This window comes from Aurantimonas marianensis, from assembly GCF_024195285.1.
Classification (GTDB): Bacteria; Pseudomonadota; Alphaproteobacteria; order Rhizobiales; family Rhizobiaceae; genus Aurantimonas; species Aurantimonas marianensis.
The window spans coordinates 1-19,756 of the sequence record NZ_JALHBS010000039.1; the positions used below are offsets into that span (position 1 = coordinate 1).

At 69.0% G+C, this 19,756-nt stretch carries 16 protein-coding genes; 4 read left to right on the forward strand and 12 right to left on the reverse strand.

The features are described 5' to 3' along the window. Both MJ956_RS07475 and MJ956_RS07480 read right to left on the reverse strand, forming a co-directional pair. On the reverse strand, positions 1–691 hold a 691-nt coding region (locus tag MJ956_RS07475), incomplete at its 3' end, for a B12-binding domain-containing radical SAM protein (protein ID WP_253963858.1). Continuing rightward, complete coding sequence (locus MJ956_RS07480) at positions 692–1,201, reverse strand: acyl carrier protein (protein ID WP_253963859.1); 510 nt, start codon at positions 1,199–1,201, stop codon at positions 692–694. It abuts the gene before it with no gap. Between MJ956_RS07480 and MJ956_RS07485 the strand changes: the two genes are divergently transcribed. Further along, positions 1,154–2,020 (forward strand): hypothetical protein, encoded by an 867-nt coding sequence (locus MJ956_RS07485; protein ID WP_253963860.1) that lies wholly within the window; start codon positions 1,154–1,156, stop codon positions 2,018–2,020. The genes MJ956_RS07480 and MJ956_RS07485 overlap by 48 nt on opposite strands. On the opposite strand, the gene MJ956_RS07490 is transcribed toward MJ956_RS07485, so the two are convergent. Next, complete coding sequence (locus MJ956_RS07490; RefSeq protein ID WP_253963861.1) at positions 1,918–3,096, reverse strand: radical SAM protein; 1,179 nt, start codon at positions 3,094–3,096, stop codon at positions 1,918–1,920. The two genes, MJ956_RS07485 and MJ956_RS07490, sit on opposite strands and share 103 nt — an antisense overlap. 68 nt (positions 3,097–3,164) lie before the next feature. Further along, positions 3,165–3,689, reverse strand: coding sequence for a GNAT family N-acetyltransferase (locus MJ956_RS07495; RefSeq protein ID WP_253963862.1), 525 nt, complete (start codon positions 3,687–3,689; stop codon positions 3,165–3,167). Between the two features lie 161 nt (positions 3,690–3,850). Here MJ956_RS07495 and MJ956_RS07500 point away from each other — a divergent pair, with 161 nt between their 5' ends. From MJ956_RS07500 to MJ956_RS07510, 3 genes are read left to right on the forward strand one after another with little or no spacing between them, the layout of a single operon-like run. Beyond that, on the forward strand, positions 3,851–4,204 hold the full coding sequence (locus MJ956_RS07500; protein ID WP_253963863.1) for an S-adenosylmethionine decarboxylase family protein: 354 nt from the start codon (positions 3,851–3,853) through the stop codon (positions 4,202–4,204). Between the two features lie 12 nt (positions 4,205–4,216). Beyond that, on the forward strand, positions 4,217–5,920 hold the full coding sequence (locus MJ956_RS07505) for an HAD-IIIC family phosphatase (protein ID WP_253963864.1): 1,704 nt from the start codon (positions 4,217–4,219) through the stop codon (positions 5,918–5,920). Positions 5,921–5,939: 19 nt separating this feature from the next. After that, a complete protein-coding gene (locus tag MJ956_RS07510) occupies positions 5,940–6,206 on the forward strand; it encodes an acyl carrier protein (protein WP_253963865.1) in 267 nt (88 codons plus the stop codon). An 821-nt stretch (positions 6,207–7,027) separates the two neighbouring features. Here the strand turns inward: MJ956_RS07510 and MJ956_RS07515 are convergent. The 8 genes from MJ956_RS07515 to asnB all read right to left on the reverse strand — a co-directional run bounded on the left by MJ956_RS07515 (position 7,028) and on the right by asnB (position 19,756). After that, entirely contained in the window at positions 7,028–10,936 is a 3,909-nt protein-coding gene (locus MJ956_RS07515; RefSeq protein ID WP_253963866.1) for an ATP-binding protein, read from the reverse strand. Positions 10,937–11,106: 170 nt separating this feature from the next. Further along, positions 11,107–12,354, reverse strand: coding sequence for a bis-aminopropyl spermidine synthase family protein (locus MJ956_RS07520; RefSeq protein WP_253963867.1), 1,248 nt, complete (start codon positions 12,352–12,354; stop codon positions 11,107–11,109). Then, positions 12,351–13,412, reverse strand: coding sequence for a PIG-L deacetylase family protein (locus tag MJ956_RS07525; protein ID WP_253963868.1), 1,062 nt, complete (start codon positions 13,410–13,412; stop codon positions 12,351–12,353). Before MJ956_RS07525 ends, MJ956_RS07520 begins: the two co-directional genes overlap by 4 nt. After that, entirely contained in the window at positions 13,409–14,809 is a 1,401-nt protein-coding gene (locus MJ956_RS07530) for an AMP-binding protein (protein WP_253963869.1), read from the reverse strand. Before MJ956_RS07530 ends, MJ956_RS07525 begins: the two co-directional genes overlap by 4 nt. 7 nt (positions 14,810–14,816) lie before the next feature. Then, a complete protein-coding gene (locus MJ956_RS07535) occupies positions 14,817–16,037 on the reverse strand; it encodes a DegT/DnrJ/EryC1/StrS family aminotransferase (RefSeq protein WP_253963870.1) in 1,221 nt (406 codons plus the stop codon). Positions 16,038–16,086: 49 nt separating this feature from the next. Beyond that, complete coding sequence (locus MJ956_RS07540) at positions 16,087–16,944, reverse strand: ROK family protein (protein ID WP_253963871.1); 858 nt, start codon at positions 16,942–16,944, stop codon at positions 16,087–16,089. Continuing rightward, a complete protein-coding gene (locus MJ956_RS07545; protein WP_253963872.1) occupies positions 16,941–18,005 on the reverse strand; it encodes a Gfo/Idh/MocA family oxidoreductase in 1,065 nt (354 codons plus the stop codon). Before MJ956_RS07545 ends, MJ956_RS07540 begins: the two co-directional genes overlap by 4 nt. Then, positions 18,002–19,756, reverse strand: a complete 1,755-nt coding sequence (gene asnB, locus MJ956_RS07550) for an asparagine synthase (glutamine-hydrolyzing) (RefSeq protein ID WP_253963873.1) — start codon at positions 19,754–19,756, stop codon at positions 18,002–18,004. Before asnB ends, MJ956_RS07545 begins: the two co-directional genes overlap by 4 nt.

Below are 19,756 nucleotides of genomic sequence, written 5' to 3' on the forward strand. Positions count from 1 at the left end.
TGCAGCCGCGCGAGGTGGTGAGATACGCGCTCGGTACCGGCAGGCCGCGTCGGCGGATCGCGGCGATAATGTCGCGGGCGGGATGCGGCAGCGTGTCGAGATCGGCCGGCGTCGCGCGGGGATGTTTGACAATGCCGCCATCGGAGCGCCGCACGAGCGAGGGAACCGCGTCCAGCGCGCGGCGCCCCTCGATCGCGTCGGCCAGCCGCGCCATCGCCGCTTCGCCTTCGCCCTCGACGACGGCGTCGATGAACGGAAAGGTCTGAAGCAGCAGCGCCGAGATCGCCGAGGCCAGCGGCCCGCCGAAGACGACGAAGGTTTCCGGCCGCACTCGCTTCAGGGTTCGCGCGGCGGTCAGCGCGCTCTTCAATTGCAGATCGTAGAGCAGTGAGAAGCCGGCAAGGTCGGGCGCGAAGGCGGCGAGCCGGTCGATCAAGGCCGCGTCGTCGAGGCCTTCATTGCCGGCGCCGATGACGGCCACCTGGCGGCCGTCCCGGCGCAGGGTCGCCGCCAGATACTCGATGCCCAGAAACTCGCGCGACAGGGTGTAGTCGGTGCCGAAGGTGACGATGTCCCGGCAGATCTCCGCGTAGCTGCGCAGCATCCGCTCGCGGTGTTCGCGGTCGGGATCGTCGGTGAAGGGGTCCTCGCGCGGCCCGACGAGGGCGACCCGAAGTGGGGCGCCGGCCATCTAGGCCGTCGCGGCGCCGACCAGCGGCGTCGCCAGTTCGTCGCGGTGCCGGGCGAGATAGCCGGCCCACAGCCGCACCGAGGCGAGGGCGGGGTCCATCAGCGCTTCATCCGGCACGTCGATGTTCAGCTCGGTCTCGACATTGAGGATGAACTCCAGATAATCGACGGACGTCATCCCGATCACACCGAAACTGTCGGTGCGCAGATCAGCGTCCCGCCGGACCATCTCGTTCGCAGCGCAGAGACTTTCGAGGATTTGCGCCAGTTGCTCCTCCAGCTCGCGCGCCGCGATCCCGTCCTGACTGGTTTCCATGCCGCTCACCCCTTCCTCGGAAACATCCAGGTAGATGCTATCTCTGGTTGCTTCAATATACAACCGGAGGTAGCGTAGCGGCATGAGACCTGCGGTTCGATGATTGCGGTTCAGACCGATCGCCTCCGGCGCGCCTGGGGCCGTTCGATGCTGCGCGAATTCGCGGCCAAGCAGCAGATCGTCGATCGGGATCATGTCTTTTCGGATCTGATATCGGAGCGCGACGGTCGGCAACTCGGCGTCCTCGCCGTTGCCTGCGAGGCGCTGGCCGGCGGATGCTTCGATGCGCGCGCCCTGGCGCGTCTGCTACTGGACGAGGAGACACGCTTGGATATCTGCGCGGAACGGCTTGCCCAGGCGGCGCCGGGCGCCGGGGCGGAGCTGGCCGGCATGGCACTGGCGCTGGTCTATCTGCCCTTCCCGATCCCCGACACATTCGCCACCCTGGCGTTCGAGCCCCTTGATCTACGCCAAGTGGCCAGACGCGTCGACCCTGATCGTCGCCTGTCGCCGCGCACCCGGCTCTTCTTCGCCGATCGGCTGATGCGCAACCGCACCGTGCACGGATTGCTCGCGGCGACGGGCGCCGCGGTGGCGCTGTACGAGAACGGCGGCGTAGGCGACGCGGCTTTCGACGTCAGGCCGGAGCGGCTGCGGCGGTTGGCGGATTTCGCTGTGGCGCTGGCCAACCGTCCGGCCCTGTTCGCGGCGATGCTGCGGGCCTGCGACGAGGGCGACTGGCAACGGGTCGACGAACTCTGCCGCCATGTCGCGGGCGATACCGGGCGCGAGGGCGTCGATGGCGCCCGCCCGCCCTGGCTCGCCGATTGTCTTCTGCTGACATTGCTGCCGACCTGCGACACGATCGACGCGGCGGCGCGGCTTCTTGCCGTTTGGGCCGGTTCGGCGGTCTACCGCTCGGCCGTTGCGGCCAGGGGTGACGCGGCGCCCGATCCGGACAGCCCCGATCTGACCGGCGCAGCAAATCTCGCGGCGGCCTCGGCGGGTGCCTGATGCGCCTGCATCCGGGCGGCCTTCAGTTCGATCAGCCTTTGCCGCGCCGCCGGCGCGGCAAAGAGCGGCATGACCGCCAGTTCCTCCAGATCGATCGCGCCGTCGAGATAGAGGTTGAGGACATCCGCCTGGCTGAAGCAGCTGCGGCAGACCGGCACCCGCGGCGGGTCCCGTTGCATCAGATCGTAGAGCTTGTGCTCGCCGATCACCGCGCTTGCGGCGCCGATCCCGTCCCGCCGGACATTGGCGATCTCCGCCGTCCAGCCGACCGGGCAGGGGGTGATCGCGCCGGTGTCGAACAATTGCACGGCGGCGGCCGTCAGATGGCAGCGGTGACGGCGAATGCCGTTCTCGCCATCGAGAAAATCCGCCAGCCGGTGATAGTAGGCGGCGGGGCCGAGCACGGGGGCGAAATCGCCGGGCAGGGCTCTTAAGACCTCTGCGAACGCCCGCCGCGCTTCCCGACCGAACAGCCGACCGGCATGGATGCCGCGCACCGGGATCGGGATCAGCACCACCCGGCAGGTCAGCGTCGTCAGGAACGCAAGAAAGTCGCAAAGATGCGCCGCGTTGGCGTCGCTGACCACCATGGTGATCTCCAGCGGCCGGCCGATGGCCGCGATCGCCTCCAGCGCCGCCATCACCCGTTCGCCGAGCCGGGGCGAGCGCCAGCGCATGGCGTTCATCTCCGGCGTGTGGCCGTCGAGCGAGAGGTTGAAGCCGACATTGCCGAGACCGGACAGGCGCGCGACGATCGCCGGCGTCAGTTCGGTGCCATTGGTCAGCACCTGGACATGGGCGTAGCGCGCCGAAAGCTCGGCGATGAGATCGGCGGCATTGGCCAGCAGGAAGAGTTCGCCGCCGCTGACCTTGATCACCGGCGCGTCGATATGTTCGCGAAGACCGTCGAGCATGGCGAGGACTTCCGCGATCGCGATCGCCGCGCCGCGTCGCCTGGTCGACGCCGCGGTGGCGTCGCCGAAATCGCCCGCGTCGGCGACGCTGGTGCAATAGCTGCACTTCAGGTTGCACCAGTTCCCGGCGACAATCAGGTCGTGATAGAGGAACCGCTTCATGCCCGGCCTCCCGTCGTCGCCGGGCAGGATGGCACGGGCCTTGATTGACTGCAACCTTGGGTTACATGTCAGTCCAGCGCGCGTCCCGGCGTATCGGGGCCGGAATTCGGCGCGATGTCCATCTCGTAGACGATGTGCTTTTCCTCGAAGCCCGCCAGCCGGTAGAGCGCGCGCATCGCGTCGTTGGAGCTGGCCGTGCGTCCGACGATGCGCGTGTAGCCGGCCTCCCGGCAATGGTCGAGGACGGCGCGCAAGAGCGCGATCGCGGCGGTGGGGCCGGCCCGCTTGCCATCCACATACATCGAGCGGAAGTCGGCGTAAGTGTCGCCGGTGATGAAGTTCTGGCGCGGCGCGACCCAGACCCAGCCGACGAGACGTTCATCCTGCTCGGCCACCTTGGTCCAGTCGCCGCCATATTTGATCAGCTTGGTCAGCTTCTTGCGGTAGTGCGCCGGATCGGTCACCGCCTCGTCGGCGAAGGATTTCACGGCGATGGCGGCCTCGAAGCCGGCGACCGTTTCGACATCCGAGAGACGAAAATCGCGCAGGACGAGGCCGCTCGGTGCGGCTGCGGCGGGTGGACGGTCGGCCATGGCGGGGGCGCTCCGGTCGTCGAGTGGGGCCGCGCGACGGCCGCGCGCGGGTGGTGGCGCGGGGTTGCAGCCCGCATAGCGCGTGACTATAGCGAGCCGAGCGAATTGAACAGGGCCGATGGCGGCGCTGGCGTTCGCCCTCGCAATCATAAGGTGCAATCATGCGAATACGCCAAGTCCTCGCCGACATGCGCGACTGTTCGGCCGCGATCGAGGACGAACTGGCGCTGCGCGACGCCGCGCTCGCCGGGGCGAAAGCCGGTGGCGCGACGATCATTGGCGAGCATGCGCAGCGTTATGTCCCGCACGGCATCACGCTGGTGGTGTTCCTGGCCGAGTCGCACATCATGCTGACCACCTGGCCGGAATATAAAATGGTGCTGGTCGACGTGCTCCTGTGCAATCCGGACATGTCCGAGGATGCGACGATCGACGAGATCGCGCGGCTTCTGTGCCCGGACGGGCTGGTCGAGCGCAGCTACGTCACGCGGCAGATCGAGCCGCTAGAGAAATGACCGTTCACCGCGATGCCGACGGATAGCCACGCCTGGTGGTCGTTCGCGCCGGCCGCCGCGCCGCCGGATGCCGCAGCCATCCGCGAGGCGGCCGAGGCCGGGCGCGGCGCCCTGTCGCGGGTCCTGCGCGAGGCGCGTCATCGTCTTGGCACCGCCCGTGCCGCGACCCTGCTCCGTGATGCCGGCGTCGGCGCCGCGCTGCGGCCGGTGCGGCTCTTTCTCGTCACCTCCTATCAGCCGCGCGCCATCGACGACGCGCTGCGCCTTGCCTTCGCGATCGCCGGCTTCGATCTCGAGACTGTCGCCGTCGAGGGGCTGGCCGAGGCCGCCGGCCGGGCGCTGGACGCGGCCGGGCAGGGGCGCTTCGACGGCGCCATCCTCTCCATCGCCGCGACCGGCACAAAAACCGTTCACGACGAAACCGCGCGAGTCGCGGCAAGCCTCGCCGAGGTCCTGCAGTGCCCGGTCGCGATCATCGGCGACGCCAAGGCCGGGACGGACGACGCCGCCGAGGGCGTTTTCCACAGTCCGGTCGCGCCGGACCTTGCCGGCAACGCGCCGCTGTTCGACACGCGCTTTGCCGCCAGCCTCGGCACCATCCCGTCAGAGCGCGGCGCCGAGGCCATTGCCGATACCGCCGCCGGCGTTGCCGCCCGGATCATGGGCACCGCGCCGAAGCTGCTGATCACCGATCTCGACGATACGCTGTGGCGCGGCGTTGCGGGCGAAAATGGCGATCTGGCGCTGCACGCGGCTTACGCGGCGGCGCTCGCCAGCCTCTCGGAGCGCGGTCTGGTGCTCGCGGCGGCAAGCCGCAACGAGGCCGAGGTCGCGCGGGAAGCGCTGGCCGATCTCGCCCGTGACGCGCCGTCCGGCGTTCCGCGCTTTTCCGCCCTGGCGGTCGACTGGGCCGACAAGGCGGATCTGGTCGCGGCCCTTCTCGACCAGCTTGGGCTGGCGGCCGAACACACGCTGTTTGTCGACGACGACCCGGTCAATTGCGCGCTTGTCGCGGCGCGGTTTCCGGCGATGGACGTCCGGCGCTTCGCCGACCCGGATGGCTTCGCGGCGATGCTCTTGGCAGATCCGCTGCTCGCCGCCGGCGAACGGCCGGTGCCCTTGGAAACCCGTGCCGCGCTCTATCAGCGCCGCGCCGACGTGGAACGACTGCGCGCCGCCGAACCCGACGCGGCGGCGTTTCTGGAACGCCTCGAGACCCGGCTCACCATCCTGCCGCTCGATGCCGCGAGCCGCCCCCGCGCGGCGGAACTGGCGCGGCGGGTCAACCAGTTCGTGCTCACCGCCGAGCGGCCCAACGAGATGGAACTTTCCCGGCGAAGCAATGCCCTCGACTTTCTCGTCAGGCTCGACGATGTGTTCGGCGGCCACGGCATCGTCGGGCTGGTGCTCGCCGACCGCGACGGCGAGGCGGTCGTCATCCGCAATCTCTATCTCTCCTGCCGGGCCTTGCAGCGGCGGGTCGAGACGGCGATGCTCGCGGTGCTTTGCCGGCGCGCGGCGGCGGTGGGCGCGCGGCGCATTATCGGGGTGGTCGAGCAGATGGAGCGCAATCGTCCGGCGCGGGGGCTGTTCGCCGAGGCCGGTTTCCGCCAGGACGGCGGCCGCTGGGTGCTCGATGTCGACCCGGCGGCCGGAACGCCCGGCGTGGCGGCTCCCCCGGGGCTGACGATCGACGATCGCACGGAGGGATCATGAGACGAGGGACGAGGCCATCATGACGACCCTGACCGACAGCGACATCGAATCCCGCGTCGCCGCGCTCGTCGCCGACGTGCTGGGCGTTGATCCGGGCGCGATCACGCCGGCGACCCGCGCCGAGGAGATCGGGGCCTGGGATTCCTTCGCCCTGGTGCGCATCGTCTTCGCGCTGGAGGCCGAATACGGTGTCCGCCTGACCATGGCCGAGATCGAGGCGATCGACGGGGTTCCGGCGCTGGTGGCAGCGGTGCGGCGGGGCGCGGGCGCCGGCGCCGGCGCATAGGGAGGCGGACGACATCACCCGCCTTCGTCATCCTCGGCCGCAGGCCGGGGATCCATGCCAAGTCGTTGCCGCCGCCAGGTCGGTCCCGGGAACGCGCGTCTCTTCCGTCACCGGAGCGGTCGCCACGCACGCGGAGGCATGGATCCCCGCGCGGAGCGCGAGGATGACGAAGCGTCGGGGCCCACGCTTTTCCTTCCACGAGAAAGAGGGCGCGCGTCATCGCCCGCACCGCTTCTGCGGCCGGTCGCTCAATCTCCAACGCTGGCGTCTCCTCCTTCCTTCTTCGATTCTCTGTCCCCTCCTTAAGCTTCGCCTTGCGGCTCGCTGAGGGGCCCCTGATGCCGCTCTCACGAGCGGCGGGACGCCGGAGGCGAACCCTCCGACTGTTTTACGTCATGCGGTCCGCCTCCGGCATCCCGCGCGGCGTTTGACCAACCCTTCGACACGGGCGCCCTTGCCTTGGGTGGGCTCCCGTGCGCTGCCGGCTCTTCGGCCCTTGCGGGGCCTCAAGCGGACCGATCCGCAGACCCCTCATTAGTGGGGGACGGTCCGGCGGAGCAAAGGGCCGTCCGGGCCGGGCCTTCTCCGGAAGAAGCCCCGTCGCGGACACCGCACCGCCGGCCCCCAAACGATCCCGGTGATCATTCGCGCCCGTTCCGTGGGCCGGCGGTGAGGCAAGTATGCGGGAGGGGGGGAGAGGGGGGATAAGTTTTTGGGGGGAGGCGGATTTGGGCCGAAAGGAGACTGTCCGGTTTTAGTCGGCCTGGGTACAGAAGCGGACGTTCTAACCTTGCCAATCGCGTTTTTGGTCGGCGGCATCCTCAATCGTAAAGCACCCCCAACACCTGACGCGCGGACACCATTAACGGGACGCCTTGTTCGCCTTCGATTGCTTCTGTCGCGATTACGATCGATGCGCCGAGACCGCCGATCGTTTCGAACTGACGGAGGTGAGCGAGGTTGCCTGGGAGGCGCGCGCCGACGCGTTTGAACAGGCTCGTACCGTCGGCGAGCGCGATCGCTACCAGCCGACCTTCCCAGAGGTCGAGATCTGTTGCGGTCAGTTCGGCACCACCCAGAACGATCTGGCCAGGCAGTGCCCGCGGCACCGCGCTTTCCTCTCGGACGCGATAGGCGGTTTTGATCCGTGTGAGCTCGGGAGCCCTCTCGACCGCCGTCGCCTCGCCGCCGCCAACCGGTGGCGGCATCGCAGTAAAGATCGCACCGACAATGCGGTGCAGGCGCACCTTGCTTTCGTCATAGGTCATCGTTGGCCGACGGTGGCGCGGATCTGGCATCTGCGCAGACAAGGAGACGCCCAGCGTGCCGGACGATTTAGCCATGCGGCGGGCCAGCACCTGTCCGCGATATATCGCGATTACTAAGTTCTGGTCGCGGCCGGGATAGGGCTCAGCCTCGACGATGGCGACTGCACCAGCCGGGATGGCGAAGCCGAGGCTCTCGCCGCGGATGTAGTATAGCGCTTTGCCATCGAACCAGTTGCCGTCGAGTTGCTCCGTGTCAACCTCTTGCGAGCCGCCGACGGGCGCCGTCCCGACGAATGCCGCGATATCTGGGCAGATTGGCACCGCAATCGTTGGTAGCTCCATCGAGGGCAGCGCAACGACGTTGTCGTTGGCGGGACCGGCCGGCGCGAGCGGCTCGCGCCAACGGTGCAGGCGGAACTGCTCATGAACCTTCTCGATCGAACCACGCAGTCGGACGAGATCAGCATCGACATGCTTCACGTCCATGTAGGTCAGCGATGCTTTGTCGTGATGCGAGGTATTGAGGACTTGGCGCGGTGCCGCACCTTCGGCCAGCCCCGGATCGTCCACAAACCGCTTAAGAACAGGGTTGGTGAACAGCTCGCCACTGCCGTTGGTGATCAACCCACGCAATCGATCGACCAGCGGGAACAGCGTCAGCAAGCGCGTCGCGGTGGCATGGGCGGGTTCCGCGAGATCGTCGAACAGGTCGCCGAGCCGCGCTTCGAGAAACACGCGCATGTCGGATGCATAGGTCTGCGCCTCCGACGCACCGTCTTCGACAGCCAGAAAATCCTGTCGTCGCCGATCGACTTCCTCTATCGCGGGCGACAGGCCGAGCGTCGGACGCACGGTATTAACCGGATGCACCGACATATGCTCGACGCGATCGCCGGCACGGCATTGGGCGACGAGTGACCGGGCGAACCGCCGATCGTGCGTGGTGACCAGCAGTTGCGCGCCGGCTGTCGTAACGCTCGCCAGCCCATGTGCGAGCCGCTGACGATTGTCGTCGTCGAGTAGTTCCTGGGGGTCGTCAAGCACCAGAAGTGCAAGTCCTCCGCGCGTCGCCAGGACATGCTCGCGAAATGCGAGGAAAAAGCCGAGCAGCGCACCGCGCAGCGCCGAGGCGTTGGAGATGTGTTGGGCAGGCGCGGTAACACCATCACGTCCAACGGTCAGTTCCAGCACGCCACGCGCGTTCATGCCGGTACCGGTCAGGTCCGGCGCGAAGATTGTCGCGTTGCGATAGATCGATCCGCGCCAGTACTCCGAACGGTCGTGAAGCGTCCGACGCAATGAATCGACCTGCGTCTGTGCAAGGTTGCCGAGCGGAACGAGCAGATCGAGCGCCCTTGCTGCGCGCCCACAGGCGCCGATGCGCGTTGTCTTGGCGGCATGGTTGCCGCGCGCCGTCTCCATACGCCGGGCCTGTTCGATCGACGCATTCAGTGGCGCCGCGCCGGCGACGATCCGTTGCAGCGTGGATAAGCGGGCACCAATCGCTCGAGCTGCGTCAGTGACGCCGTCCTCGCCAAGACTGACGGCTTGAACGAAGCTGTTGATCGCCTCACCGTTCGCGGCGTGCCATTCGGCGAAGGCAAGCGCACGCACTGTGCGGTCAATCATCTGCTGAAGCCGCGCGGCAGCGGTTGCCAGCGCGGCAGGCAGCGGGCGGACGGCGGGTTCGGTGAAGGTGGGAAGGTCCGCTATCCGCTCGTCGATCAGCTTGATTGCGTCCGGTTGCAGGGCGACGAGAACGCCATGAAAGGGTTCGGTCGCAAACAACTCTTCCGCCAGGCCTGTCCGCAACATCGTGGCTGGCGTAGCCGGCAGATCGCCGCGAGCCTCTTTGCCGATCGCGGCCGGCAGTTCTTGGATGAGATGCCCGCACCAGTGCGCCGACCATTCCGCGATAGTGCGCGCGATTACTTCGCGGTCGCGCGCAGCATCCGCGAGGTGATCGGAAACCGGGTTGCCGGACACCGGATCACAGGCACCATGGAGTTGGCCGATACAGACGGGACAGGTGCCGTCGTCGACGTGCGCATGGTCATGCATCCACGTGGAAACCTTGGCGTAGAGCTGGAAACGGCGCGCGCGATCGGGATCGCTCGCCAGCTGTGCGAGGGTAATGGCCTCGGCCTCTACCCGCGCCAGCAGAGCGACCACTGCGGCGACATCATCGGTGTCCGCCGAGATCGATGACAGTCGGGCGATCGATGGCAGATCCCACACAGTCTTCAGCCGCTCGGTTGCAGGCAGGATGCTCGCTTCAAGGTCATCGCGCGCCTGTTTGTTCTCGGGGTCAAACCCGTCACCCAGAACTTCCTGCGCACTCTTAAGCGCCGCCGCCTTCCGACCAACGAAATGTGTGCCAATCGCACCAATCCGGTCTATGGCTTGCGCATCGGTCACCGCAGGCGCGTCACCTTCAAATGCGATCGCCGGTGTCTCGGCAATAACGGCGGCGAGATCGTCGACAGCTTGCTGATACTGGGCGGCGATTTCATCGCGCTGGGATTCGAGCTCCGGTGTCGCTGTCTTCCTGATCCGGATCGCCATTTTCCCGGCATGCGTCGCGAGATCGACTAGGTCCGAAAGTCCGGTCAAGCGCGCCACGGCTTCACCAAGTTGCGATGCCGAGCCTACCACCAGAAACGGCAGCATTGCGGGCATCGTCGTGGCGATCCGCCACGCGATTGGGTCGATGCCGACTGCGTCGAGGTCGGGGGGCGTCTCATTGAGCTTTCCGCGCGCTGACCGAGTTTGGCTGCGCCGGAGCGGGGGCAGTGGCGTGCCGTCGTCATCGGCGAAGATAACCTCAACCCAACTGTCCGCCGGGATGGGTTGCCCGTTGGGTGGCAGTTCGGTCGATTTGGGCGGCATCGGCGTGATGGCCGACATCGGATGAGTGCTAACACTCCCATCGTCCGTCGTAATCTCGCACGCAAAATCGAGAGGCCCTTCCTCGGGTGCGCGCTGCGAGCGGATTAGATAACCGGTGAGGCACCAGACCAGAGCATTCGCGATCGAGGTCTTGCCAGACCCATTGACGCCCTCGAGCAATGTGATCGGCTTGCTAGGTTCGAACACGAACGAGGCGGGCGGCTCAGTCACGCGGCCATAGGCGTGCAGCCCGGCAAAACGGTGCGCTTCGACCCGAACCAGCCGCAGCACCGGGGCTTGCGAGACAGATCCAGCATCGGCGGCGGCGGTGAGGGCGGGAGGTGGCGTGCCGATCGTGTTGATGACCGCCTCGGTATCTCCGGCCGATAGATTGCCCTGCCACTTGCCCCGGTTGCTACGATACCAGTCAAGTACGGCGCGGGCGTCATCCGACGCAATTGTCAGTTGCTGGCCACCGCCAAGCGCCACGGCTCGGTCGCCAATAAGGTCGGCGAGCAAGGCATCGGTCGTCAGAAGATGAATATCGCGCGGAGCGCCGGTATCGTCGGCCATAACGTCCCCTTACTTGCGGGGACATTCTCGCCGCTAAAATGATGGTCGTCCAGACCCCGACGGTGAACCAATGTCCGCCTTCGGGCAGCCCCGTGGCAACGCTGAATGGCAAAGATGGGCGCTTTCCTGTCTGTTGCGGCGTCAATCCCGAATGACCGCCCTCCACCCCCTCACCCCCCACTCCGCCCCTTCCTGCCGCCGCGCTGGCGCTCGAAGCTGTGGGCGCCGCATTGCGGGCAGCCGGCCTCCTTCAGCGCCTCGATCGTCGTGACGGCCTGATCGGCGCCGACGGGCGTCAGCGTGCTGCAGGCCTTGCAGCGATAGCGGCGCAGGCGCGGGCGGAGCTCGCCTGTATAGATCGCGCCGTCAAAACGCTGGCCGGCCAGCGGCGCGGCGGTGCGGCTGGTGGTCTCCAGCTCGATCAACTGCCCGACCGAGCCGAGGATCGACGCGCCGCCATAGCGGTTGAAGGACGGGCGCATGCGCAGGACGGCGAGGCCGAGCTCGGTCAGCCGCGCCTGCAGATCGAGCCGGTCGTCGGGGGAAAGATCGGCATAGGAGAGAAACAGCTTCAGGCCGGGGCCGGCGGCCAGCGCCTCGATGCCGCGCGCAACGAACAGCGCCATGCCGGGCAGCGTATAGGGCGGGTCGGTCGCGACGACGTCGAAGCCGCCGCGCAGCGCCTCGGGGACGGGATCGCGCATGTCGTGGGCGATGCGCTCGAAGGCAAAGGCGATGCGGGCGGCGCCGCGTGTGAGATGGGCAAGGCGCGCGGGGTCGATCTCCAGGACGGTCAATCGTCGCGGCGGGGCGGCGAGGGCGCCGGCAACGAGGCCGATGGCGATCGACAGGGAATCATCGTCGCCGAGTAAAAGGATGCGCCGGCCGGCGAGCGCGCCCGCCTGGTGCATGGCGAAAGCGCGCCGGAGCGCCGTCTCGGCGGTGCAGGGCGCCTGATCGAGCGTGACGTCGATTTTCGGCCCGTCGGCGAGATGGGCCTGCATCGCCGGCAGCAGCGGCGCCAGCACGGGATTGAGCGTGTCGCCGGCATCATCGTCCGGGCGAAGGCGCGGCGGACGGGGCGAGCGGCCGGCTTCGGCGGGTTCGGGTTGCGACGCTTCGAGGCCGAGCTGTTCGCGGGCGAAGAGGCGTCCGGTGGCCGACAGCGCCACGCCCTGGCCGCGCTCCAGCAGCTTCAGTGTTTCCAGCTCGCGGCGGATCGCGCTGACCACGGGCAGCGGCATGCGCACCAGCCGCGCCAGATCGCGCAGCGCCAGCGGGCCGTCGCTCGCCACGATCCGCAGGACCGTCGCGACGCCCTCGCGGCCTTCGCGCAAGCTCGTCGCCTTGGCGACATCGGCGAGGAGGTCGCCGGCGGGCGGGGCGGGATCGGCTTGGGGGTGATCGTCAGAAGTCATGGGGCCATAGAGCCGAGCGCGGCGTGTCTGTCCATGGTTGCGGCGTGTCTCCCTGTCCCGCAATGGCGGAAAACCCGTTCCGCCGCGCCGTTTTCGCCCGCGACGAGAACCGCGTGGCGGGCGCAGAGCGCGATCTGCGGGCCGCGCAGCCGGGTGCGGAACACCCGCAGCGCCGAGAGTTTGGCGGCAAGGGCCGGGGGGCCTAATGCGCGGAGGGCCGGGGCGAAGCCGGCCGGCGCGTCCGGACCAGGCATGTTCGCCGCCGCATAGGGCAGATCCTCGTAGAATTGCGTGGTCTCGGGGGCCAGCGCGCCGTCGGCGAGGAGGTCGCCGACGGCAAGCCGCACCAGCAGATGGTCGAGATGGCCGCCGATGCCGGAAGGGGCGAAGAGCCGGGCATCGCTCGTCGCCGGCTCCCGCGAAGCGAGGGCCAGGATGCGGGCCGCGAGGCCGGCGATCTCCCGGCATAGCTTTGTCTCCGCCCTGACCCGCGCTCGCGTCCAGCCGAGCGCGCGGGCGAGCGGCAGGCGGTGGCGATCCTGCGCGCCGGCAAGGCCGCCATCGCGGCTCTCATAGCCGAGGATACGACCGGCCAGCCGGTCCTCTGCCTTGGCGAGTTCGGCGAGGATGGAAGCCGGCGCCCGCAACCCGCTCTGGTAGGACTGGTCGGAGAAGATGTTGCAGACGATGCGGCGGCGTCCGTCGCCGCGCCGGTGGGCAAGCGTGCCGCCGAGCGACAGGGCCGCGTCGTCGACATGCGGCGACAGGATGAGGTCGATTCCGGCGCCGGGGTTGGCGGCGACCGGCGGCGGCAGCACGATGGCAAGGCCGCTTCGGACGAGATCGGCAAGCGCGCGCTCCGCGCCGGCGGGGGTTGCGGGCAGGTCGCCGAGGGGGGTCTCCGCCGTCAACAGCCGGGCCAGCGCGGCCATGTCGGAATCAAGAGGCAGCGGCCTTCCGCCGGCGGTGATGACGCCGTCGGGCACGGGCGAAAAATGCGGCAGCAGGAGAGCGGTCGTGCCGGGCGCATTGGGCGTCGCGGGGTCGGTGCCGGTCATTTGATCCAGGCCGGGCAAGCGATCCGCCGCGCCTTGCCCGAGATCACCGCGGCTCCGAGCGCCGCCCGGTCCGGCTTGCCGGCGGCGGTGCGGGGAAAGCGCTTCAGCGTCGCGATCTTGTGCGGCATCGGCCCGCCCCCTTCGGCGATCGTTGCTGCCAGCTGGTCGGGCGCGATGCCGTCGCCCTCGCAGACCAGCACCAGATAGTCGCGGTCGGGCGCCGATGGCGCCTGGAGAACCAGGGTGACCGCGTCGGTGACGCCGGGAGCCGCCCGGGCGGCGTTGGCCAGGCGGTCGCCATCGATGCTCCGGCCGTTGACCTTCAGTCGGGCGTCGCGCCGGCCGAGCAGGCGGATTGTCCCGTCCGGCAGGCGGTAGGCGTTGTCGCCGCTCCGCCAGATGGAAAGCGGCGGCTCCCTGTTGGCGAGCACCGCGTGGCCGAGGTCGAGGACGAGTTCGGCCGTCTGGTTGGTCAAAGGGCTGAGGACGCGGACGCCGTCGAAGGGCCGGCCGATGACGCCTTCGGGCAGCGCCTCGGCTTCGCCGAATGTCGCGCCGGTTTCGCTGCAGCCGTAATTGCGGCCGAGCGGGCAGCCGAACGCGGCCACGAAATCGTCCGACAAGGCATCGGAGACGGGACCGGCCCCGGCGATCGCCAGCCCCAGCCCTGAAATGGCCGGCAGGTCGATCCGGCGGGCGGCCGCGACGAGCAGCCGCGCCATCGGGGCGGTGAGGATGACGGCCGCGTAACGACCGGCGAGAAGGGCGCGCGCCAGACGTCGGGCGTTGAACACCGGCGGCACGGCGATGGTCGCGCCCGACGCGGCCAGGCCCAGCAAAGCGCCGAAACCGAAGGAATGGCCGATCGGAGCGGCGACGAGTGCGTGTTCGCCCGCCCGTAAGCCGTAGCGGGCGCGGTAGCGCGCAGCCTCGTCGAGCAGGCTTTTGATGCTGCGGGGCGCGAGCTTCGGCGCGCCGGTCGAGCCCGAGGTCAAATGGATGATGGCGGCCGGATCGGGGTCTTTGGGTCGAATGCGCGAAGCGTGTTCGCCGAGCAGCACCCGTCGCTCGCCGTTCCAGCGCCAGTCGATCTGGTCCGTCAACGCGGCGCTTATCGGGCTTGCGCTAGTAGGCGCGATCAGCGGGACGGCGCCGACATCCCAGAGACCGAAGATCTTCCACAGGAGCGGCAGGCCGGTATCACCCGATAGAAGCACCCTGGCGCCGGGTTCCAGCCGATGCCCGCGCGCTTCCTGTGCCGCGAATGCCGCCGCCGTCGCGCTTGAAGCCAGAGCCTGCAAGCTGGCGAAGCCGACGACCGCGCCGCCATCCTCCTCGAAACGGGTCTCGCTGAAGGTGTCCGACAATTCCGTGAAGCCGGCTTCCGGGCGACCCATCGGGGGGTTACGCCGGAACGGCGGATCGGGCGGGCGCCGCGTTTGCCGGTGCTCCAGTTCTCAGCGAGGCGATCGCCGCCGCGATGTCGGCGAGCAGCGTTTCGTCGCCGAGCAGCAGCGTATGCGAGAACCAGATGACCGAACCGGCCGCCGCGTCGGCGACCGGTGTCGGCAAGGAGGCATAGTCGGGCCGCGAACCGGCAACGCTGGCAAGTTTTTCGAGCGCGTTCGGCGCGAACATGCCGGTCCGGTGCACCGGCGGAAAACAGCGGAAGGCCGGGATCCCCATCGCCCGCAATTCGGCCGACAGCACGCCCGCGTCGCGGCCGCCGAAATCGGCCGGGTCGAACCAGGCCAGCACCATGTAGCGGCCGTGCCGCTCGACATAGGGTCGGGTCGCCAGCGGTCGGAGCCCGGCTTCGGCGAGCCGCGTCTCGAAGAACGGCGCCATGAGGTCGCGCCGCGCCATCTCGTCCGGCAGGCGGCGAAGCTGGCCGAGGAGGAGGGCGGTCTGTAACTCGGTCAGCCGCATGTTGGTGGCCGGCATCACATGGCGATAATCCGTGTCGCCTTTCGGCCTTCCGCAGGAATGCAGCGCGAAGCTCACAGCCGCGACATCGGCGCGGTTGGTGACCAGCGCGCCGCCTTCGCCGCAGGTCATCAGCTTGCCGGACTGGAAGCTGAAGATCGCCGCGTCGCCGATCGTGCCGAGCGCCTGACCGAAGGCGCGGGCGCCGTGGGCATGGGCGGCGTCCTCGACGACCGACAGGCCGTGGCGGCGGGCGATCGCCATGATCTCGAGCATTTCCGCCGCCTGACCGGCCATATGCACCGGCACGATCGCTCGGGTGCGCGGGCCGATCGCCGCTTCGATCAGGGCCACATCCATATTGAGCGTGTCGGGCTCGACGTCGACCGGGATCGGCCAGGCGCCGAGTCTGAGGACCGCCGAGGCCGTGGCGATAAAGGTCGTGGCCGGCACGATGACCTCGTCGCCGGCGCCGATTCCGAGAGCGGCGAGGGCGAGTTCGAGCGCCGCCGTGCCGTGGGAGACCGCGCGGACATGGCGGATATCGAGAAAGTCGGCGAAAGCAGTTTCGAAGCGGTCGCCGACATCGCCATTGCCGCGCCACCAGCGCCGCGATCGCAGCACATCGATCAGCGCGGCTTCGTCCGCTTCCTCGAAGCGGGGCCAGGCCGGGATACGGGAGGCGAAATCGGCGTGCATCGATACCTCGATAAAACCAAAGGTAGTATTATGGAGGCGGTCGTGCGCGTCAAGCGAGTACTCGGGAGAAGACCGAAACCCGCGTCGCGCCGATGAGCGCGGCATCGGCGCCGTGCGGATGCCGGATCGGCGGCGGCCGCCCGCCGCCGGTGGTGAATCGCTCGGCACAGAGATCGAACAAGGGCGACAGGCCGAGGCCGCCGCCGATCACCAGCCGGTGCGGATCGAACAGCCGGGCGAGGGTCGCCAGTGCCTCGGCCAAAGCGTCGGCGGCGCGGTCCAGAACCGGATCGCGGATCGATGCAGGCAGTGCGAAGATGTCGAAGACATCCGCGTCGGACTGGCCCAGCATGCGGTGCAAGGCGCGGCCGGACGCCGCCGCCTGCAGGCAGCCGATCTCGCCGCAGGCGCAGACGAGGCCGCTGGCGGCGGGAACCTTGATATGCCCGACCGCCATCGCCGCGCCGCTCCGGCCGGTCAGGAGCCGGCCGCCGACGACCGCGCCGCCGCCGATCCCGGTGCCGATCGCGAAGACGACGGTGGTCTCGCGCGCCGTGTCCGGCGTGCCCACGGGATGCGCGGCGAGGGCGGCGGCCGCGGCGTCGTCGAGGATGCGGAAATCGACCTGCCCGACAAGGTCGGGAGGTAGGATCGTCTCGCCCTCATAAGCCGGGCGGTTCGGCCAGCGGATCACCCGACCCGCCGCGTCGCAATGGGGCGCCGCCGCGATGGCGAGCCGTGCCGGCCGCGCGGCCGCTTCCCATGCGTCGGCGATCGCGCGGGCACAACCCGGCGCGCCAGACGGCGTCGGGATCGTGCCGATCCGGCTGCGGATATCGTCGTTCGGGCCGACCAGCGCCGCGCGCAGCCCCGTGCCCCCGAGGTCGACGGCGAGGACCGCGCTCATCGCAGCGCCGTTGCGATCGCATCGCCGAGTCGGGCGGCACAATCGAGGTCTGGTTGCTCTTGCCATCCGGCGGCGGCGCGGCGCTGAAATGCCTCCAGCATCGCCGCAAAACCTGCGACGTGAAGAGCGGGGCCGGGCATGAAATCCGAAATCTCCGGCGCTTCGCCGCGTCGCTTCAGGGTGACGCGCTGGTGCGGGGTCCGGCGTTCTCCGGAGAAGCCGAACAGGCCGTCGAGCCGGCAGACGCCGTCCTCGCCGATCGCGTCGAGCCGGACGAGGTCGCCCGGCGTCTCGTCGCGCCAGCGAACGGAAAGACGAACGGTGCAGTCCGCGACGCGCCCCTCTGCTTCGAAGCGGTCGGCGGGGCCAAAAGCGCTGGGCGAGAGTTCTGGCGCCGTCCCATCGTACCATGCGGCGGGCGCGGCATGTCCCGTGCGGGTTTGGCGCGCGAAACGGATGGCCAGCCCGTCGGTGCGCCAGCCAAGCGCGGCGCCGGCCAGATCGACAAGGTGCGAGCCGAGATCGGCGAAGACGCCGGTCCAGCCGGGCGAATCTGCCAGGTGCCAGGCGGTCGCCGGGACGCCGCGATGGCGATGCCAGGTCAGGTCGAGGCCTCGGAGCGGGCCGATCTCTGCCGCGCCCTCCAGCCAGCGTCGGACGTCGGCGCGGTGACGGCAGGCGACCCCGGCGGCAAGCGCTGCCCCGCCGCGACGGGCGGCGGCCGTCAGTCGCGCCCGGTCGGCGTCGCCGCGCAGGACCGGCTTTTCAACGAGGCAAGCGAGGCCGGCCTCAAGAAACGCTTCCGCGTCGTCGACATGGCAGGGGTTCGGCGAGGCGACGACGACGACCTCGACCGGTGCCGCCAACAGAGCCTCGCGCGTCGACACCAGCGCGGCCTCGGGAAACAGCTCCTTAACCGTCGCTCTCGCCGCCGGGTCGGGTTCGAGCACGGCCGCGACGACGATCCGACCGCCAAGCGCTTCCAGCGCCGGCCGGTAGCAGTTGCGAACCACCCAGCCGGCGCCGCAAAAACCCATCCGAAGCGGGGCCGTCGCGCTCACAGGGCCGCCAGCGCCGCTTCGGGGCGTCCGGCGAGATCCGCGACGATCTCCCGGATGTCGACGCTCCCGTCGTCATCGAAGGTCACGCGGCGGAACATTTCGAACAGCACAAAATCCGATTTGTCGTCGAAGAGCCCGCCGAATTCGGAGCACTGGAGAGCGCGATCGGGGATGGCGCGGTCACCCAGTGCGCGAAACCGGTTGAGGTGACCGCGCGCGGCCTCGGGCATCATCAGCTTGGGACGCGAGACGATGGCGCGGGCGCGCTCGCCATAGCGGCGGGTGGCGAAGCGGCGCAGGATCGCCTTGCCGGATGCGCCCGGCGGTCCGACGATCACCGACGGTGGCAGCGTCCCCAGCGCTTGCCCGAGATCGTCATCGAGATAGGGCACCCGCATTTCGACCGAGGCGGCCATGGAGAGCCGGTCGACCGGTTGCAGATGGCCGCGCTCCAGAGGATCGGCGCGATCGTGGACAAGCAGGGCATCGCGCAGGGTGCCGGTGGCCTGCGCTCCGCGGAGCGCCTCGATCCGGGTGTACACGCCGTCCCGTGGTGCGAACCCGGCGCGCGATACCCGCCGAAGCGCGGCCTCGATGGCGCCGAGCGACCGTTCCGGCGTCCGATAAGCCGGATAACCACCCATGAGTTCGTCCGCGCCCTCGCCATTCAGGCAGCAGCGGGCGGTCAGACCGATCCGATGGCAGAGGGGCGCGAAGAGCGGCCCGGCGGCGCGGTCGGGCTGCTCGACGGCGCGCAGGGTTGCCGGGATCGCCGCCAGAAACGCTTCGAACGACACATCGAGGAATTCATGCTCGGCGCCGAGCAATCGGGCCAGCCTTTCGGCGGCGATCGCGTCGGGATGGTCCGCGTCCTCGGCGACGGTGAAGGTCCGTGGTGGATGGCCGGTCAGCTCCGCCATGACCAGCGCCAGCACCGCGGAGTCGAGCCCGCCAGACAGGCTGACGACGATCTCGGTATCGGCGGCGAGGTGGCGGCGAACCGCCGCGATCAGAGCGGCTTCGAAACGCTCGTCCGCCTCGGCTTCGTCCATACGCTCATCAGCACACGCGGTCGCGGCGCGCGTCTGGTGGGCGAAGGACCGTTGCGGCCCGACCTGGACGTGGCCCTGCCATGTCACCGCCATCATATGTCCCGGGCGCAGCTCGGTGATGCCTTCGAAAAAGGTCGCGCCGTCGATCGGGGTCCCGAGAACCGCGAAATCCGCAAGGGTGGTTATGTCGAGGCGCGGCCGTTGCGACAGCGCGCTGGCGATCGCCCTGGCCTCGGAGGCGAAGAGGAAGCGGTCGGCCTGCGCGTCGCAATGGAAGGCAAGCGGCTTGATGCCGTGCCGGTCGCGAAGGAGCAGGAGCCGGTCGGGAAAGCTCACGGCAATCGCAAACATGCCGGAGAGCCGCGCCGGCGCGGCCTCGCCCCAAGCAGCGAAGGCCGCGAGCACGACCTCCGTGTCGCAATGGCCGCGAAAGCGATGGCCGCGCCGGCTCAATTCGTCGCGGAGTTCGGCCGCGTTGGTAATCTCGCCGTTGAAGACGACACTGATGCCGGTTTCGGCATGTTGCATCGGCTGCGCGCCGTCTCGCGGAGCAATGATGGCCAGGCGCGCCGCGCCGATGGCGACCCTTCCGTCGACCACCTGACGGCATGTATCGGGGCCCCGATGGCGCATCACCGCCAGCAGATCCCGGCAGTCCGGCGCGTCGGCGAAGGAGATGCACCCCGCGATCGCGCACAT

Coding starts and splice junctions, on each gene's coding strand:
- MJ956_RS07485 (WP_253963860.1), top strand. CDS start 1,154: ATGCTGCGCGAATTCGCGGCCAAGCAGCAGATCGTCGATCGGGATCAT.
- MJ956_RS07480 (WP_253963859.1), bottom strand. CDS start 1,201: ATGATCCCGATCGACGATCTGCTGCTTGGCCGCGAATTCGCGCAGCAT.
- MJ956_RS07490 (WP_253963861.1), bottom strand. CDS start 3,096: ATGAAGCGGTTCCTCTATCACGACCTGATTGTCGCCGGGAACTGGTGC.
- MJ956_RS07495 (WP_253963862.1), bottom strand. CDS start 3,689: ATGGCCGACCGTCCACCCGCCGCAGCCGCACCGAGCGGCCTCGTCCTG.
- MJ956_RS07500 (WP_253963863.1), top strand. CDS start 3,851: ATGCGAATACGCCAAGTCCTCGCCGACATGCGCGACTGTTCGGCCGCG.
- MJ956_RS07505 (WP_253963864.1), top strand. CDS start 4,217: ATGCCGACGGATAGCCACGCCTGGTGGTCGTTCGCGCCGGCCGCCGCG.
- MJ956_RS07510 (WP_253963865.1), top strand. CDS start 5,940: ATGACGACCCTGACCGACAGCGACATCGAATCCCGCGTCGCCGCGCTC.
- MJ956_RS07515 (WP_253963866.1), bottom strand. CDS start 10,936: ATGGCCGACGATACCGGCGCTCCGCGCGATATTCATCTTCTGACGACC.
- MJ956_RS07520 (WP_253963867.1), bottom strand. CDS start 12,354: ATGACTTCTGACGATCACCCCCAAGCCGATCCCGCCCCGCCCGCCGGC.
- MJ956_RS07525 (WP_253963868.1), bottom strand. CDS start 13,412: ATGACCGGCACCGACCCCGCGACGCCCAATGCGCCCGGCACGACCGCT.
- MJ956_RS07530 (WP_253963869.1), bottom strand. CDS start 14,809: ATGGGTCGCCCGGAAGCCGGCTTCACGGAATTGTCGGACACCTTCAGC.
- MJ956_RS07535 (WP_253963870.1), bottom strand. CDS start 16,037: ATGCACGCCGATTTCGCCTCCCGTATCCCGGCCTGGCCCCGCTTCGAG.
- MJ956_RS07540 (WP_253963871.1), bottom strand. CDS start 16,944: ATGAGCGCGGTCCTCGCCGTCGACCTCGGGGGCACGGGGCTGCGCGCG.
- asnB (WP_253963873.1), bottom strand. CDS start 19,756: ATGTGCGCGATCGCGGGGTGCATCTCCTTCGCCGACGCGCCGGACTGC.